At 65.8% G+C, this 15,306-nt stretch carries 8 protein-coding genes and 2 pseudogenes; 7 read left to right on the forward strand and 3 right to left on the reverse strand.

What is annotated here, in order from left to right:
• Positions 1-238: 238 nt before the first annotated feature.
• The 5 genes from ACFYTT_RS24065 (at position 239) to ACFYTT_RS24085 (ending at position 10,570) form a co-directional block, all read left to right on the forward strand.
• Positions 239-1,309 (forward strand): MinD/ParA family protein, encoded by a 1,071-nt coding sequence (locus tag ACFYTT_RS24065; RefSeq protein WP_387262410.1) that lies wholly within the window; start codon positions 239-241, stop codon positions 1,307-1,309.
• Positions 1,306-1,674, forward strand: coding sequence for a hypothetical protein (locus ACFYTT_RS24070; protein WP_387262413.1), 369 nt, complete (start codon positions 1,306-1,308; stop codon positions 1,672-1,674). The genes ACFYTT_RS24065 and ACFYTT_RS24070 overlap by 4 nt, the downstream gene beginning before the upstream one ends.
• Positions 1,675-1,688: 14 nt before the next feature.
• Positions 1,689-2,381 carry a hypothetical protein gene (locus tag ACFYTT_RS24075; RefSeq protein ID WP_387262414.1) on the forward strand — a complete coding sequence of 231 codons (693 nt, stop codon included), beginning with the start codon at positions 1,689-1,691 and terminating at the stop codon, positions 2,379-2,381.
• Complete coding sequence (locus ACFYTT_RS24080) at positions 2,378-3,568, forward strand: hypothetical protein (RefSeq protein WP_387262417.1); 1,191 nt, start codon at positions 2,378-2,380, stop codon at positions 3,566-3,568. Before ACFYTT_RS24075 ends, ACFYTT_RS24080 begins: the two co-directional genes overlap by 4 nt.
• Positions 3,569-3,940: 372 nt before the next feature.
• Positions 3,941-10,570 carry an RHS repeat-associated core domain-containing protein gene (locus ACFYTT_RS24085; RefSeq protein WP_387262495.1) on the forward strand — a complete coding sequence of 2,210 codons (6,630 nt, stop codon included), beginning with the start codon at positions 3,941-3,943 and terminating at the stop codon, positions 10,568-10,570.
• A 662-nt stretch (positions 10,571-11,232) separates the two neighbouring features.
• Here the strand turns inward: ACFYTT_RS24085 and ACFYTT_RS24090 are convergent.
• Complete coding sequence (locus ACFYTT_RS24090) at positions 11,233-11,373, reverse strand: hypothetical protein (RefSeq protein WP_387262504.1); 141 nt, start codon at positions 11,371-11,373, stop codon at positions 11,233-11,235.
• A gap of 26 nt (positions 11,374-11,399) precedes the next feature.
• Positions 11,400-12,152 (reverse strand): annotated as a pseudogene (locus ACFYTT_RS24095) (GNAT family N-acetyltransferase); the annotation flags it as partial.
• 1,300 nt (positions 12,153-13,452) lie between these two features.
• Between ACFYTT_RS24095 and ACFYTT_RS24100 the strand changes: the two are divergent.
• Positions 13,453-14,487 (forward strand): tyrosine-type recombinase/integrase, encoded by a 1,035-nt coding sequence (locus ACFYTT_RS24100; protein WP_387262420.1) that lies wholly within the window; start codon positions 13,453-13,455, stop codon positions 14,485-14,487.
• Between the two features lie 33 nt (positions 14,488-14,520).
• Positions 14,521-14,650: pseudogene (locus ACFYTT_RS24105) on the forward strand (IS110 family transposase); the annotation flags it as partial.
• A gap of 89 nt (positions 14,651-14,739) precedes the next feature.
• Here the strand turns inward: ACFYTT_RS24105 and ACFYTT_RS24110 are convergent.
• Positions 14,740-15,270, reverse strand: a complete 531-nt coding sequence (locus tag ACFYTT_RS24110) for a DUF2690 domain-containing protein (RefSeq protein WP_387262423.1) — start codon at positions 15,268-15,270, stop codon at positions 14,740-14,742.
• Positions 15,271-15,306: the final 36 nt, after the last annotated feature.

A 15,306-nucleotide genomic window follows, 5' to 3' on the forward strand; every position in this document is an offset into this window, starting at 1 on the left:
CCAGCAACTGCGGTTGCGAGTGACCGTAACTGCGGTTGGTTGGAGCGTAGCGGATCGGGCTGTCGCTATCCAGATGGGCTCTGATCTGCTGCGGCAGCGGGTTGCCGGCTGGGGTGCCGCTACCGCGAGGGCCTGCTTGTGATGCACAGCGAACAGGTCGTGACAGTGACGGGGGACTGACCGGGTCGACGGGATGTCGACGCGGTGGGTGCTGTGCGACTCGCTTCGGGGAGGCGACATGCTGATCGCATCGGCTGGCGGGCCCGACCGCCTCGCGGATCGGGGACTGCCGACAGCGGCGTTCCGGGTCCGCGAGGCGGGACACCCGCAACTGGCCGACGTCGCCATTGTGCGGGCGCCGTCTGCCATCGAAGAGCGGCCGATGCCGCTACCGACTCAAGGTCTCTGGTGGAAGGGGCGCCGGTCGGAGGCGCCGCAGATTCCTCGTGAGTTCGGAACTGGTTCCACGGTGGAGTCCCTGTGGACGGGTGCAGCCAGGCTGCGGCCGGGCTGTCCGCTGGTCAGTGTGTCGTCCGCTGATGGTGGGGTGGGGCGCTCGACGTTGGCTGCCGCGCTGGGGGGTGTCCTGGCCTTGGCGGTTCCGGGTCCGGTGATCGGGGTCGACGCGAATCTGCGCGCCTGGGGTGGCTTGGAGCATCGGGTGGCCCGGCGTAGCGCGGCGACGGTCTGGGATGCCGTGTGTGCGGGTGATGCGCTGGCCAGGCCGCCGGTGGTGGAGCGCCTGACGCAGCTCGGGCCCACGGGTCTGCGGGTGCTGGTGGGTGAGAGCGCGATGTCGACGCAGCGGCGTCCGCCGTCCTGGCTGGAGTTGTTCGGTGTCATCGGGCACCTGCGGTCGGTCTATTCGCTGGCGGTGCTCGATCTTGCGCCGGCGGCGGTGGCACCGGTGTGGAGGGCGTTGGCGTGGGCCACGGTGCCGGTGGTGGTGAGCAGGGCGACGGTGGATTCGTTGCAGCACACGATGCGGCTGCTGGCCCACATGAAGGCGGTGGGTCTGCACGAGACCGTGGATCGGACGGTGGTGGTCGTGATGGCGACGGCGCCGTCGGTGGCACGTGAGGTGCGTGCGGTGCAGCAGTTGGCGGCGAAGGCGGCGGCGCATCTGGTGCGCGTGCCGTTCGACCCAGTGTTGGCCCGGCCGCAGGCGCTGGATCCCCGGTCGATGAGTAAGGCGACGCGGTCGGCGTTGGTCGAGGCAGCGACGGCGGTCGTGGACCGCTGCCCCGTCGACCTCGCGGCGCCGGGCGCCACCGACGAGGCGGCAACCGACGGGGGGAGCAAGCCGTGATCCTGCAATGGATGGCAGCGGTGCTGACGGTGCGGGCGCCGGCGGTGATGGGCATTCTGGCTGCGCCGGACCCGACGCCCGCACCGAGCGGTGGGGGATTCGACTTCGACCGTATCCGTCCCGATCCTGGCGCGGTTCCGCGTGCAGACCTGTTCTACACGCTGGTCAACGCGTCCCTGTTCCTCGGGGTGGTGGCTGCGGTAGCGGGTCTCGTCGCAGGTGCGATCGCCTTCGGGGTGGGGCCGATCTTCGGCGCGCACATCATCTCTGACCGGGGCAAGTCGATGATGTGGAAGGCCGGGCTCGTCGCGATCGTGATCGGGTCGGTCACGAGCATCGTCAGCTTCCTCCTCCTCGAAATCTGACGGGGGTGGCTGGTATGCGTGAGGTGCCGTACAAGTCCACTGCTGCCCGTCGCGGGCACCGCCTGGTGCTGCCGATCGCGGCCGTGGCCGTGGTGGCGTTCGCCGTCGGATGGGTCAGCGCACCCTCGGTACCGCAGCAGTCACCGCCGCTGGGTGTGCGGGTCTCCGGCGGGGTGCCGGTCGGCTTTGCCGGTACGGCCCGAGGTGGTGGTGACGCCGCCGCGGCGTACGTGGTGAGCCTGTCGGTGGCCGTCACCCAGTCGGATGCCGCCCGCCGGTCGGTGATCGGGAACGTGATGGCCGACGGTGTCTCGGGTGCGGAGTTGGTCGGCGAGGCGCCGACACCGGCGACCGGGGTGACCATCGTCCAGACGGTGGTCGCCCGCGTCTGGGTGCCGAACGACGATCTGGACGAGGTCCTTCCGGACGGGGCCGAGGTGGATGTGCGCCTGCTGGTGTGCGCGCTCAGCGGCGCCGCGATCGGTGGAGGTGCCGTCGATCCGGCGGGTGGCTTGGCGGGCGGCTGGTATCTCCAGGAACTGCGGCTGCGGTGGGGCGGCGGCCGGTGGGGGATCGTGGCGGTGCAGCGGCCGGTGCCGGTACCGCCCCCGGACCTGCGCGGGACACAACGCGACGGCGGGCCTCGTGACATGCGGCCCTTGGCCGACGTGCTGAGCCCCCGGTCGTGGGTGCCGGGGACGGTGTGAGCATCATGCCGCGGCTCAGCCAGGTGCTCGTCGCGATCGTCCTCGCGGCCGGCGGCGTGGTCCTGCCGGACAGTGCCGCAGCGGTGCCGACTCCTCAGCCCTCCTCGTCGCAGGAGTGGTGCCCGACGCCGTCAGTGGAGCGGCCAGCGGCAGGGGAGGAGGTGTATCCCCAGGTCAATTGGTGCCTGCCGTGGGTGCGGTGGCAGGACGGGACCGGCTGGCTCACCGAGTGCAGCACGGCGGTCAGCGCGGTCGATCAGGAGCACTGCGATGCGGTGTCGCTGACGGTGCAGTCTCCACCGCCGGACGGTGTGCTCTCGGTGCTCGATGACCGACTGCCACCGGCCGGCGGCCGGCCGGTGCGGTGCGAACGTTTCGCAGACCGTGCCGGCGAGGATCCGGCGAATGCCGGCCGGTGGTCGGCGAAGCAGTCCCGCTGTGAGGTGCTGCGCGAGGTGATCGCTGCCTCGTCGTCGCTACGCGCCAGCGCCTGCTCGACGTTCGATGTGGCGTGTCAGGTGGCTGAGCAGGCGAGGGATGTCGCGCGGACGGGGTTCGAGGGCTTGGCCGACATCGCGGTGGCGGGTTTCGCGTGGGCGTTGGGCAAGCTCGCGACGCTGGTGTTCGAGGAGACCAGCGTGGTGGCCGACGAGCCGTTCTACGGCGTCTACAACGACGTCTCCGGCGTGTTGATCATCGTAGTGCTGCTGTTCTTCGTGTTCTCGACCGCCATCAACGGGCTGAGGCTCAACGGTCCTGGGCCGTTGTCGTCGCTGGGGGGCCTGGTGCGCGCGATGTTCGGGATCGCGTTCGCCGGTGGGATCGCGTTTCTGCTGATGGCGGCGTGGGATGAGGCCACGGTGGCGTTGATTCGCCGTAACGAGGAGCGCGACTGGCAGCCGAGCATGTGGGTGGAGGCACTCAACGTCCTTACCGGGGACACCGGGACGGTGCTGTTCGCGTTTTCGTGGACGGGTAAGGCAGCACAGGCGAGGCTCTCGGTCGAGGCATCGGGTTTGGTCGACTTACTGTCTTGCCTGGAGCCTCGCCCTCATCGATCGACGGCCCCCCAAGCTTCCAACCTGACCTGCAAGATCAGGTTGGAGAAGGCTCAGTGGCTGATCAATCGTTATGAGCGTTGCTGGGCGTCCGAATGTCGGAGTGTGCGGCTGCGGCCGTTTGCATGAAGCCGTGGCCGTGGCTCCGGAGTGCTCGATTACCCGCTCACGTCGGTAGTGCCCCATCCTGCGGCCGAATCTGTATGTGCGGCCTTGGCGCAGATTGTCGGAGGACTCATCTGTCGACTGGGCGTTGAGTCCGATAAGTCGGATAGATGCTTGCTTGCCCAGTGTTTCGGCCTCATAACTGCATGTGTTGGATAGCTGCCGTGGTGACTGCTTTGGTTCGGATGCGGCTGATCTGATGCGTGGCTTGACAGCTCTCTGAGCTGCTCTGATACTCGCCGGACCTCGTTGATCATCCTGCCCCCGGGAGTTCGCGTGTCTGCTGACCGTCGTGCCGTTGTGGCCCGTCGTCGTATCCGTCGCCTGTCTCCTCTTCTGGTGGGGGTCCTGGTTGCCACCTTGGTGGGGTGGGTTCCTGCGGCTGCCCCTGCGGTGGCGGCCGAGCCGGATGGGCTGGAACGGCCGGTGCCGGTGTCGGAGGCGGCGACGAAGCCGGAGCCGTTGCCGGAGATGCCGGTGTTCGAGGGTGAGCCGGTGGTGTGGCCCTCGGCGGGGTCGGCGGTGGTGGGTTTGCCGTCGTCGACGGATCGGTCGCGGCGGTTGCAGGGCACGGCGAAGCCGGGTGGTTTGCCGGTCACGGTGATGGCGGTGGACGACGTCGCGGGTGTGTCGTCGGGGCGGGCGTTGGCGGACGCGACGGAGTTGCCCGGCGAGGTGCGGATTGAGGTTTTCGATCGGGGGGTCGCGCAGCGGGCCGGTGTGGCGCTGGCGATGCGGGTGGAGCGTACCGACGGTGGTGGGTCGGGGCGTGCTGAGGTGCGGGTGGACTATTCGGGGTTCGCGCACGCCTATGGGGGTGATTGGGCGTGGCGGTTGCGGTTGGCGATGATGCCGGCGTGCGTGCTGACCACGCCGGAGGCGGAGTCGTGTGGTCAGGTCACGTGGCTGGATGCCGTCAACGACGGCAAGAGTGGTGTGATCGCTGCCGAGGTGGACCTGTCGGGTCCGGCGAGGGTGGCGCGGGACGCTCGCATTGAGGGGCTCGTCGAATCCCGGACGGTCGAAGCAGGCCAGGTGATGGTGTTGGCGGCGAGTGGTTCGTCGTCGCAGGCGGGGGATTTCGGAAAGACGGACCTGAAGGCGTCGTCGTCCTGGGCGGTCTCGGGCAACTCGGGTGACTTCACCTACTCCTATCCGGTGCCGGTGCCGCCGGTGCCTGGCGAGTTGATGCCGGACATCGCGATGGGGTACAGCTCAGGTGCGGTGGATGGGCAGACGGCGGGGTCGAACATGCAGCCGTCGACGTTCGGTGAGGGCTGGACTTACAACCCGGGGTTCGTCGAGCGGACATATCGGCCGTGCGCGGACGACTCGGAGAGCGTGCTCTCGCCGCACTGGACGGCTCTGGCGTCCACCGGGGACCTGTGCTGGCGGCAGCAGAACGCGCAGATCATGCTCAACGGCGTCTCCAGTGAGATCGTGCTGGCCAGTGACGGGAAGTGGCGGCTCGCGGACGACGACGGGTCGAAGGTGGAGCTGCTGACCGGCGGAGCTAACAGCGACAACAACGGTGAGCACTGGAAGGTCACCACGACCGACGGCACGGAGTACTGGTTCGGCCGACACACGATGCCTAACGGCAAGGGAGACACGAACTCCACGGCGGTCGTGCCGGTGTACGCGAACCACTCGGGTGAGCCGTGTTTCAGCAGCTCGTCGGTGATTGCGTCGCGCTGTCAGCAGGCTTGGCGGTGGATGCTTGACTACGTCGTCGACCGCAACGGCAACGAGGTCTCGTACTGGTACAGCCGCCACCAGAACCGGACCGGGTTGAGGAACTCGGCGTCGAACACGGCCGCCTACCACCGGGCGGTACATCTGAACCGGATCGAGTACGGCACGCACCGGTCGGACGCGTCGACGGTGTCGGCGCCGGCGCGGGTGGTGTTCACGAACTCCGACCGGTGCGTGACGACCTCGTGTGGCACCCGCAACGAGGCCAACTGGCCGGACACCCCGTGGGACCTGGAGTGTTCGGCCGCGCCGTGCGCGAACAACCTGACGCCGAGTTTCTGGTCGAGCACCCGCGTGTCGAAGATCTCCACGCAGGTATTGAAGAACGGTGCGTACTCGGTGGTGGACGAGTGGGCGATCGACCACTCGTTCCCGTCGGCGCCGTCACCGGTGTTGTGGCTGTCAGGCATCGAGCACACCGGTAAGACCGCCGGCGGGTCGATCACGCTGCCGAAGCTGCTGACGTATGGGACCAGGACGCAGAACCGGGCGGACTACGACCCGAACGCGACGATGCAGTCGCACGAGAAGTACCGCATCACGCGGCTGCGGACCGAGACCGGTGGGCAGGTCGATGTCACCTACGCCGGCAACGACACCGGCTGCGCATTCGGAGGCACCTTCCCCGTCCCGCACAACAACCCGCGGCGGTGCTTCCCGCAGTACTACACCAACCCGTCGGGGCAGTCGGGGTGGGCGTGGTGGCATAAGCGGATCGTGACCAAGGTCGTCGAGTCCGACCTGGTCGGCGGGTCAGCGCCGATCACCACCGAGTACAGCTACTCCACCGCGAACTCCTCCAGCAACGTGCTGTGGGCGCACCAGAACGGGGCCTCAGTGTGGGGTGCGCCGCTGGACAAGCGGTCATGGTCGGATTGGGCGGGATACACCAACGTCACCGTGCGGGTCGGTAACCCGACCTCAGGCACCCGCTCCCAGGTCGACTACCTGTACCTGCGAGGACTTAGCGGTGACCGCACCGACACAGGTACCCGGACGGTGACGGTGACCCCCTTCGACTCGGTCGTCGGCGGGGGAGCGGCCGGAGACGCGGAGTCCCGACGCGGACACCTGCTCAACGAGCGGGTCTATGACCGGGCCGGCGGCAGCGTGGTGCAGATCCTCAAACACGACCCGTGGACTGTCACGACCGGCACCCGCACCTTGTCGACCAACTGGGCGGAGCCGAACGTCCACAGGTCCTACATCACCCGCACGAAGAGGAAGATCCGGTGGGAGCTGGTCGATGGCGCCTGGTCCCAGCGGTCTCTGGTCGACACCAGCTACGACTCCACCTACGGCCGGGCACTGACCGTCTCCGACGAGGGTGGCCCCGCCACCGACGACCAGACCTGCACCACCTACACCTACGCCGACAACCCGACGGGCCACCGGTACGACTTCGTCAAACAGGAAACCGCCCGGGCCGGCAGTTGCGGACAGACCCCCGGCGCCCTGCTCGGCGACACCCGCTACTACTACGACGGATTGACCCACGGCGGCGCACCCGGACGAGGCAACGTCACCAAGATCGAAGACTATGTGGACGGGGGCTGGCAGGTCACCGCACAGAACTTGGCTTATGACCCCCATGGTCAGGTCACGTCGGCCACCGACGCCTCGAACCGCACCACTACCACCGCCTACACTGAGAACGATGACCGATTGACCACGCAGGTGACGGTCACCAACCCGGCTGGGCACAATGCCACCAGCGCTTTCGACGTGGCCCGCGGGCTGCCGCTGACCGTCACCGACGCCAACAACAAGGTGACCACCGGCACCTACGACGCGTTGGGTCGACTGCTGACGGTAACCCGGCCGGGCAACACGACGGGCATCCCGGACGAGCAGTACGGCTACAGCCTGTCGCAAACCGCCCCGTCGTGGGTCCGAGCCCGGACGTTGGGCCCGAACGGCAACCAGATCGAGTCGTACGACATCTATGGCGGCTTGCTGCAACACCGCCAGACCCAGGCGACCGCCGCCGATGGTAAGCGGATCATCACCGAAAACGTGTTCGATGAACGGGGCCTGACGGTCAAGGAGTCGCTGTACTGGAACACCGACTCCGCGCCGACGTCCACCCTGGTGACAGCGGCGGACTCGGCGATCGAACGGCAGACTCGGTTCACCTATGACGGGCAAGGCCGGCAGACCGCCGCCGAGAACTGGTCGTTGAACGCGTACAAGTGGAAGACTGCCACCTCGTACACGTGGAACTCGTCCACGGTCGTACCGCCAGCCGGTTCTTTTCCGACGCGTGACCTGTTTGACGACCACGGCCGGACGGTGGAGAAGCGTCAATACCATACGTCGAACACCAACGGTGTACACGACAAGACCCTGTATGGCTACAACCTGCGCGGTGACCTGACTTCGGTCATCGACCCCGCCGGGAACGTCTGGACATACACCTACGACCTGCTCGGCCGTAAGACTCAGGCTGTGGATCCCGACGCGGGCACCACCACCACCGAGTACCACACCAACGGGATGGTGAAGGCCACCACCGACGAGCGTGGCATTCGGCTGTACTACGCCTACGACAGCCTCAACCGGCGCACCGAGGCCCGCGAGGGCCATTCCGCCGGCCCGCTCATGGCCGCATGGACCTACGACACGATCGCCAAGGGCCAGCTGACCAGCGCAACCCGGTACGACACCGACGGGCTGGCCTACACCAACAGCGTCAGTGCCTACGACCACGGCTACCGACCCCTGTCTTCGACTGTCACCATCCCGGCGTCCCCGAACAATGGTGCTCTCGCCGGCTCGTACACCACCTCGTCGACCTACAACGTTGATGGTTCGCCGGCAACGGTTAGTGTGCCCGGTGTCGGTGGACTGCCCGCCGAAACCCTCGCCTACACCTACCGCGACCAGGGCCTGCTTACCTCATTCGCCTCGGGCCAGCAGACCTATCTCGCCGATGTCGACTTCGCCTACGACGGCCTGGCATACCGCACCTACCTCGGTGCCGTCAACAAGCGGATACGGCTGACCACCCAGCATGGCGCCAGCGAACGCCGTCTGCTAGACGCCCGCGTCGAGACAGAGAACCAGCTCACCCCTAACACCTGGGACGAGAAGTTCAGCACCCAGTACGCCTATCAGGACAACGGTCTGATCAGCGTCATCGCCGGTAGGACGAACGGCGTGCGGGACCAGGTCGAGTGCTTCAGCTACGACTACCTGCGACGGTTGACCGAGGCGTGGACCGAGGCAACCTGGAACTGCGCCATCCCGCAACGCACCGGCGCCGATCCGTACTGGCGGACGTGGACCTTCGATGCCATCGGTAACCGGCTCACCCAGATCGACAAGCACCCCGGCGGCACCGACACCACCTGGACCTACACCACCCCCGCCACCGGACAGCCCCGACCGCACGCGCTGACCAGCGTGAGCGCGACCGGCCCCAAGGCCGGCACCCCCAGCCGCTCGTTCACCTACGACAACGCCGGCAACATGCTCACCAACACGACCGAGGCAGGTACTAACCAAACCCTGACCTGGGACCCGGAAGGGCGTCTGGACACCCTGACCGAGGGTGGTCAGACAACCAGCTACCTGTACGACGCCGGCGGCAACCGGCTTATCTCCCGTGCCCCCGGCAAGACCACCCTGTACCTCGGCAACACCGAACTCGAACTCACCACCGGTAGCAGCCAACCCGCCGGCACCCGCTACTACAACGGCTACGCGGTCCGCAACACGACGGGCCTGAAGTGGACGGTCACAAACCACCAGGGCACCGGCCAGATCCAGATCGACGCCAGCATGTTGACCAGTGAACGCCGCCGGAACATGCCCTACGGCGAAGATCGCGACACCGCACCAACGCCCTGGCTGGGCACCAAGGGATTTGTCGGCGGCACCACCGACGACACCGGACTCACCCACCTCGGCGCCCGCGAATACGACCCCACCCTCGGCCGCTTCATCTCCGTAGACCCGATCATCGACCCGGCCAACCCGCAGCAGATGCACGGGTACGCCTACGCCAACAACTCACCGATCTCGTTCAGCGATCCCACCGGCCTGTATTTCATCGAGGACGGCATTAACGGTGGCGAGGGACGTCGCGGCTACGTCACCAAAACCTCCTCAGGTAAAAGCAGCATAAAGGTTACTGGCAAGCCCGTGAAGAAGTCCGCGCCGGTCAAGAAGCCGCCAGTCAAGAAGAAGCCGCCGGTCAAGAAGCCGCCCATCGGACAGGCCACACTTGGAGTAGAGGATGGCGTCAAAGAAGTTTGGACGCTCGACAAAATCGCCAACCTCCTATACCAGGGGAGTGCCTTTGAGCAACTCGGTTCCTGGGAGCAGGGCAACGTCCTGCGGCAAGTCTTCTGCCATAACAACCCTAGCCGCTGCCCGGACCCCGGAGGCGTCGACGCTGGCGCGGAACTCATCGCACAGATCACCGGATATGCTGATGCCAGAGACTGCGTAACCAAGGGCAGTGTCTCGGGATGCTTCTGGACCGCTCTAACGCTCCTGCCGGTCGCCTCCTGGGCTAAGCGGGGCTTCGCGGGTTTCCGTGTCACGTGTAGCTTCAGCGGTGATACGAAAGTCCTGATGTCCGACGGCAGCAGCAAAGCCATCAAGGATGTCCAGGTCGGCGACATCGTCCTGGCCGCCGACCCGGAAACGGGAAACGAGGGGCCACGCAAGGTAACCCACCTGTGGGTTCACGAGGACCAGCTAGTCGATCTTCGGTTGGCAAGCGGCGACACCCTCACCACCACCGAGGACCATCCGTTCTGGAACGGGACTGATCGGCAGTGGCAGGGTGTCCAAAACCTCGATCGCGGCGACCTGTTGTACCCGGCAGTAGGCGCATCAGTGGCCGTCATCGGACTCGACTGGAGTACCGTCCACCGAGGCTTGGCCTACAACCTGACCGTCGCCGACATTCCCACGTACTATGTGATGGCCGGCAACACGCCGGTGCTGGTCCACAACACGTGTGGTCCGAATGTGTCGACTCGTCCAGGGCAAATTGCGGACAATTTTGGATACTCGACCCGAGAGATCAAGGATGCAATTCACGCAGTCAAGCGCAATGGGATGCCACGCGGCGGCGCGCAACGTAACCCCGATGTTGTTGTCGATCTCGACAGTGGTGAGGTGTACGTCAAGCTGCCCGACGGAAGTCCGAGTAGCGACTCAATCGGCAATGTTCTCGATCATCTAAGGGAGCGCTAATGAATGGCGAGACATGGGCGCGAGTGAGTTTGCGGATTGCTAGTCAAAGCTTGACTGTCCAGGAGATCGAGCAGCTCATGGGTAGAAGGAGTTCGGCTAGGCCGGGCAATCTTTGGGCAGTGGACTTAGTGGCAGACAGTGCCGTTGCGTTAAATGAGCAGCTCCAAATCGCAAAGGGCTATCTTCAGGGTAAGGCGGAGGTCCTGGAGGGGATGGCCGATAGCGAAGTCAATCTCATTATCGGATGGACGCCGCAGAGCCCTCAGGATGGGATTGTCATGGATGTGGAGATGATAGTGCTGTTGTCAAGGATTCGATGCTATGTCTTGTTGGACACGTACCTTGATTGACCAGCTTCCCGGCGGCTGCCGAAGCCCGGCGCGGGGAGATGTTGGTACCCGGCTGCTTCTGTCGACCGTTGAAGCTCAGTGAAGGACAACTCCAGCGGGAGCTGCGGCGCTACACCGACATCGGTGTTTTCGTCACCGACACCGTCGCGGACCACGATCGTTTACGAGAGCAGAGTCGGTCTTGATCCGATCAACCGTTGCCGGTCCGTGCCGGGTCGGACTCGGTGCGTCGGGATTCGGAGGTGGTGCTGCGTTTTTCGGTCCTCGGCCGGGTGCCGCGGGTGATGAGCGGGCGTCCGGGGGGCGGTGCTGCTACGTGGCTGCGGAGTGCCGCCACACCATGAACGAGGACAGAAGCAGCAACCCAGCCAGGAACGGCACAAGCACCGCGTCGGGGAGCACACCGAGCAGCAGGCCACCCACGATGGTGCCGATGACCGAGCCGGCAGCCACGACAGCGACCAGGCGGCCGTGACGGCAACGATCAACTCGCTGGAGTCGGAGAGCCCGACACCGTGGACCAGGTACCCGACAACATCGGTGTCGCGGGCGAGGACCGCCACAGTCCGGCGGACGGTGGCTGCCGAACGGCGTCCGGCGATCTCGTACCGCCACATCGTCTGGTCTCGGGGGCAGGTCAGGCTGGCGCTGTCGGCAAGAGCCCGATCGATGCCGGCTAGAGCGTCCGCATCGGCGATCGTGGCAGGGCGCATCGTCAGGCCACCGGTCGACTGACCTTGTCCCGCTGCGGGTAGCGCGGTGGCGGGCACGGTGGGTGCCCCGTCGTTGGCCAGCGCGTAGTCATACCCGAACCTCCAATAGAAGAACGGGATTCCCTCGATCATCTGCAACAGCACACCGTCGATCAAACACCGATGGTGCACCGCGCTGAACAGCCGCTGGGTGAGCCGATTGCCGCGATGCTCCGGCAGGGTGCCGACCAACTCGATCTGAGCGGTCGGCAGCCGCACCCCGGCAAGACTCCAGTCCTGCCGCAGTCCGACAAGACTGGCCACCAGCCGACCGGTGGCAACGTCCTCGGTCACCACGAAATCGTCGTGCGTGACCGAAGGGTGACCCTCCAGGAGATCCTCGACCGAGGCGGCGATACCCGCGTCCGGTGACCCGTCGGCCTACGCCGGCACCTGCACCGAGGCATGCAACGCAGCCAACTGACCGGCATCAGAGGCCCTGCCCGGCCGGACGAGGTAACGATCGACTCCTGAGATCATGACTTACGTTAGCCCACCCGACTCTCGGGGCTTGTTGCTGCAGGCGGCGGCCGGGTGATCGGTAGATAGCGCGGCCTCCGGTAGGGGGTTCACGGCCATGAAGAACCTGCGCACCAACCTCAACCGGCACTTCGCGGGTTCCGGAGGCGGCCGGCTATGCCGAGGGCACCCCGGCAGGCGCTACCGATGCGCTGGAGATCTGGTACGACTTCGCGGTACCCAAATCCGGAGTCACGATCCGCCATGCACACGGCCGGTGGCGCACCACAATCCGCCGCCCAGCAGGAACTTTCACCCACGCCGTCGACCCAGCGGCGCGCCCGCCACAACATCGAGACCATGCTGACTGCCGTCCGACGACGCACGGGGCTGAGCGGACACCCACCGCTGTAGCGATCCATCCGATACCGACCGTTGTTGCAACAGGTCTTTTCGAAGGGTGGGTCGGCGGGTTGTCGGCCTGGTACCGACTACCGGCGAACGTGAGACGAAGCCGGCTCTGGAACTTGTGACCTGACCGTCAGACGAGCCTGCAAGCTCGAGGCGAGGGTGATCGGCTGCCCCTCCCTCATGATCCGGACAACGGTAGCTGCGTCTGTTGATAATTGTGCCCGGCAGGAAATAGTGTCCGTGAACTGAGGGGCTGGGTAGGGGCTCGGCTTCCTGGGCGAGGCAGAGTGCTGGAATCAAAGCTACTTGACCTCATATCCCTGAGCCTGCGGGTGGCCCTGTTGCGTCGCCTCAAGAGGCAAGGGCTCTAGGTGATTCAGGGCCGTGGTGTTCAGGCTCTGTTGCGACAACTTCAGGCGACGGATGGAGTGGCCGAATGTTGGCTGTGTCAGATGTGAACATGTCCGGATTGTCAAGGCCGGCCTGGCTCTCGTCGAATGACGAGGGTGCCGGTGGGACGCTCGTTCATGGTGGCCTACCGCTTCCTGATGTAGCTCGACGTGCAAGGCGGGCCTCTACCTGCTGGATGATATCGTCCATCGACTCCAGTGGCCGTCTCGCCAATCGCGGAATGGTACGCGCGATTGGCTGGACAGCGGGCTGTCGAGTCCACATCGCATGCCAGGGACGTCGTGTGGTCGTTAAACGGCACCACAGCGGCGACTCAACTATAGGAACCCGCGGCCATCTGCGGATACCCGCTCCGGTCCGTCGACGCCTCCACATACAGAAACAGGACCGACTGATAGCCTACGTCGACGCCGCGCAAGGCAGAGTTTTTCTGTCCATTCTCGATCGGCTACTAGCGTGATGGCCACACGGGAGGTCGGGCTGACGAGGCGGCGCAATCATGAGTGAACGAGACGCTGGCAGCGCTGAAATCGAAGCTGCCCGCCTCCTTCTCGCCCGGTTGGGCGTCTCTCCAGAGCAACTAATCAACGTAGCTAGGAACCCTAAATCTAGCCCGACCTTCGACGAATACATCGACCGATTGTCGAAGTCCGTCTCGCCTGGAAGTCTCCGAGTCTACGGTAGCTACTGGAACAAGGTGCGAGATGCGTGGGGGAGTAGGCGGCTCACCGAACCTACTACGCTGGAGATCCGACAACTTGTCGAAGCAACGAGAGATCGGCGGGTACTCCGACGTAACTCGCGCGGCGGACGCTCGGCAGCGGAGCACCTGATCTCGGCCCTGCGATGTCTCTACAGTCACGCAGTAGCCGATGGGCTCATATCTGCAGAATACAACCCTTCGAAGCGTGTCCCGAAGCCTCGCCGCCAGCCCAGTACCCGCCGCGCTCTGTCAGACGCTCAACTCCGCTCTATCAACGACGTTGCCGCCACGACAGGAAACGACCCCGATCTCGACGGGCTGCTCCTGCGGTTTCACGAAGAGACGGCTTGCCGCCGTGGTGGGGCGCTCGCCCTGTCACGGGCCGACCTCGACACAGAGCAGTCCGTCGTAGCCCTCCACGAGAAGGGTGACACTGTCCGCTGGCAGCCCATCTCGCCTACCTTGGCCAACCGACTCGCCGAACTCGCCGATGAACGCGGGAGCGTAAGCCCCGCCGACCAACTGTTTCGATACCGATCAGGAAAGCCCATCACTCACCGCCGGTACGACTACCTGTGGCAACGGATCGGAAGACACCTGCCGTGGGTGCGAGTGCAGCAGATCAGTACCCACTGGCTCCGGCACACCACCCTGACGTGGGTCGAGCGGAACTTCGGCTACGCCGTCGCCCGTGCGTTCGCCGGACACAACGGCCGGTCCGACGCGAGCACGACCATCACCTACGTGCGGGCCGATATCTATGAAGTCGCTCAAGCTCTTTCGACGCTCACCGGCGAGGCCCACCCACTCGCCCAAGGGCGGAGATTTTGAGATGAACGCGGCCCGGGGCCGCGCTCATCTGTTGCCCTGCACGGGCGGGTCCTGGTCGACCAACCCGCCTGGACTGGGGCGCTGCCGGTCGCGGTCGTCCCGTGCCTGTGGTCACTACGTCGCCTACCTGCCTGGGCTGTCGATGCGCCGTATCGCCGATCTGCGCACCCAGGCGCGGCGAGGGCGAGTGGGGCCGGAGAGACCGGCCCCACCCTGTTGGGGTTATCCCCGTAATTTGCCCCCTGGCGGGGGTCAGGCGCAGGTGAAGAAGTTCCAGCTGATCCACTGCATGGAGGGGTAGCGGTAGGCCTGAGCTCCTCCACACGCGGGACCACTGCCGTCGACCATGCGGGAGTAGACCGGGTTCTGCCACAGGTCCGGTGACACCTGGTCGGTACCGGACTTACCGTCCTCCCACGCGGAGGGCTGAACGCTGTAGTCGTTGTAGGCGGCGGCGTCGGCGTACCGGAACTCGCTCCAGTTGGCCACGCATCCCCCGGAGTAGCGAAGGTAGCCGAACCCGACAACGCGGGCACCGTCGTAGACCGTCGTCTCGCCCGACTTCCATTGCCAACCAGAGGAACTGCAGACCGTGCCCGAGTAGCTGGCGTATGGGTTACGCCCGCTCCAGACCGACACGGCCTGAGCCGAGGTGGGCGCGGCGACGACTGCGGTCACGATGGCCATCAGCGCGGCGAGCGCCGCCAGCACCGTCCGGCGTGCCGCGCGGGCCCTGGTGCCGTCGGGCGGCGGGGGCGGGGCCGTGATCGTGTGGATGTTCATGTGTCCTCCGTTCGTGGGGTTACTCGGATGCCTCTC

The sequence above is a fragment of the Micromonospora sp. NPDC003816 genome (genome assembly GCF_042874705.1).
GTDB lineage: Bacteria > Actinomycetota > Actinomycetes > Mycobacteriales > Micromonosporaceae > Micromonospora.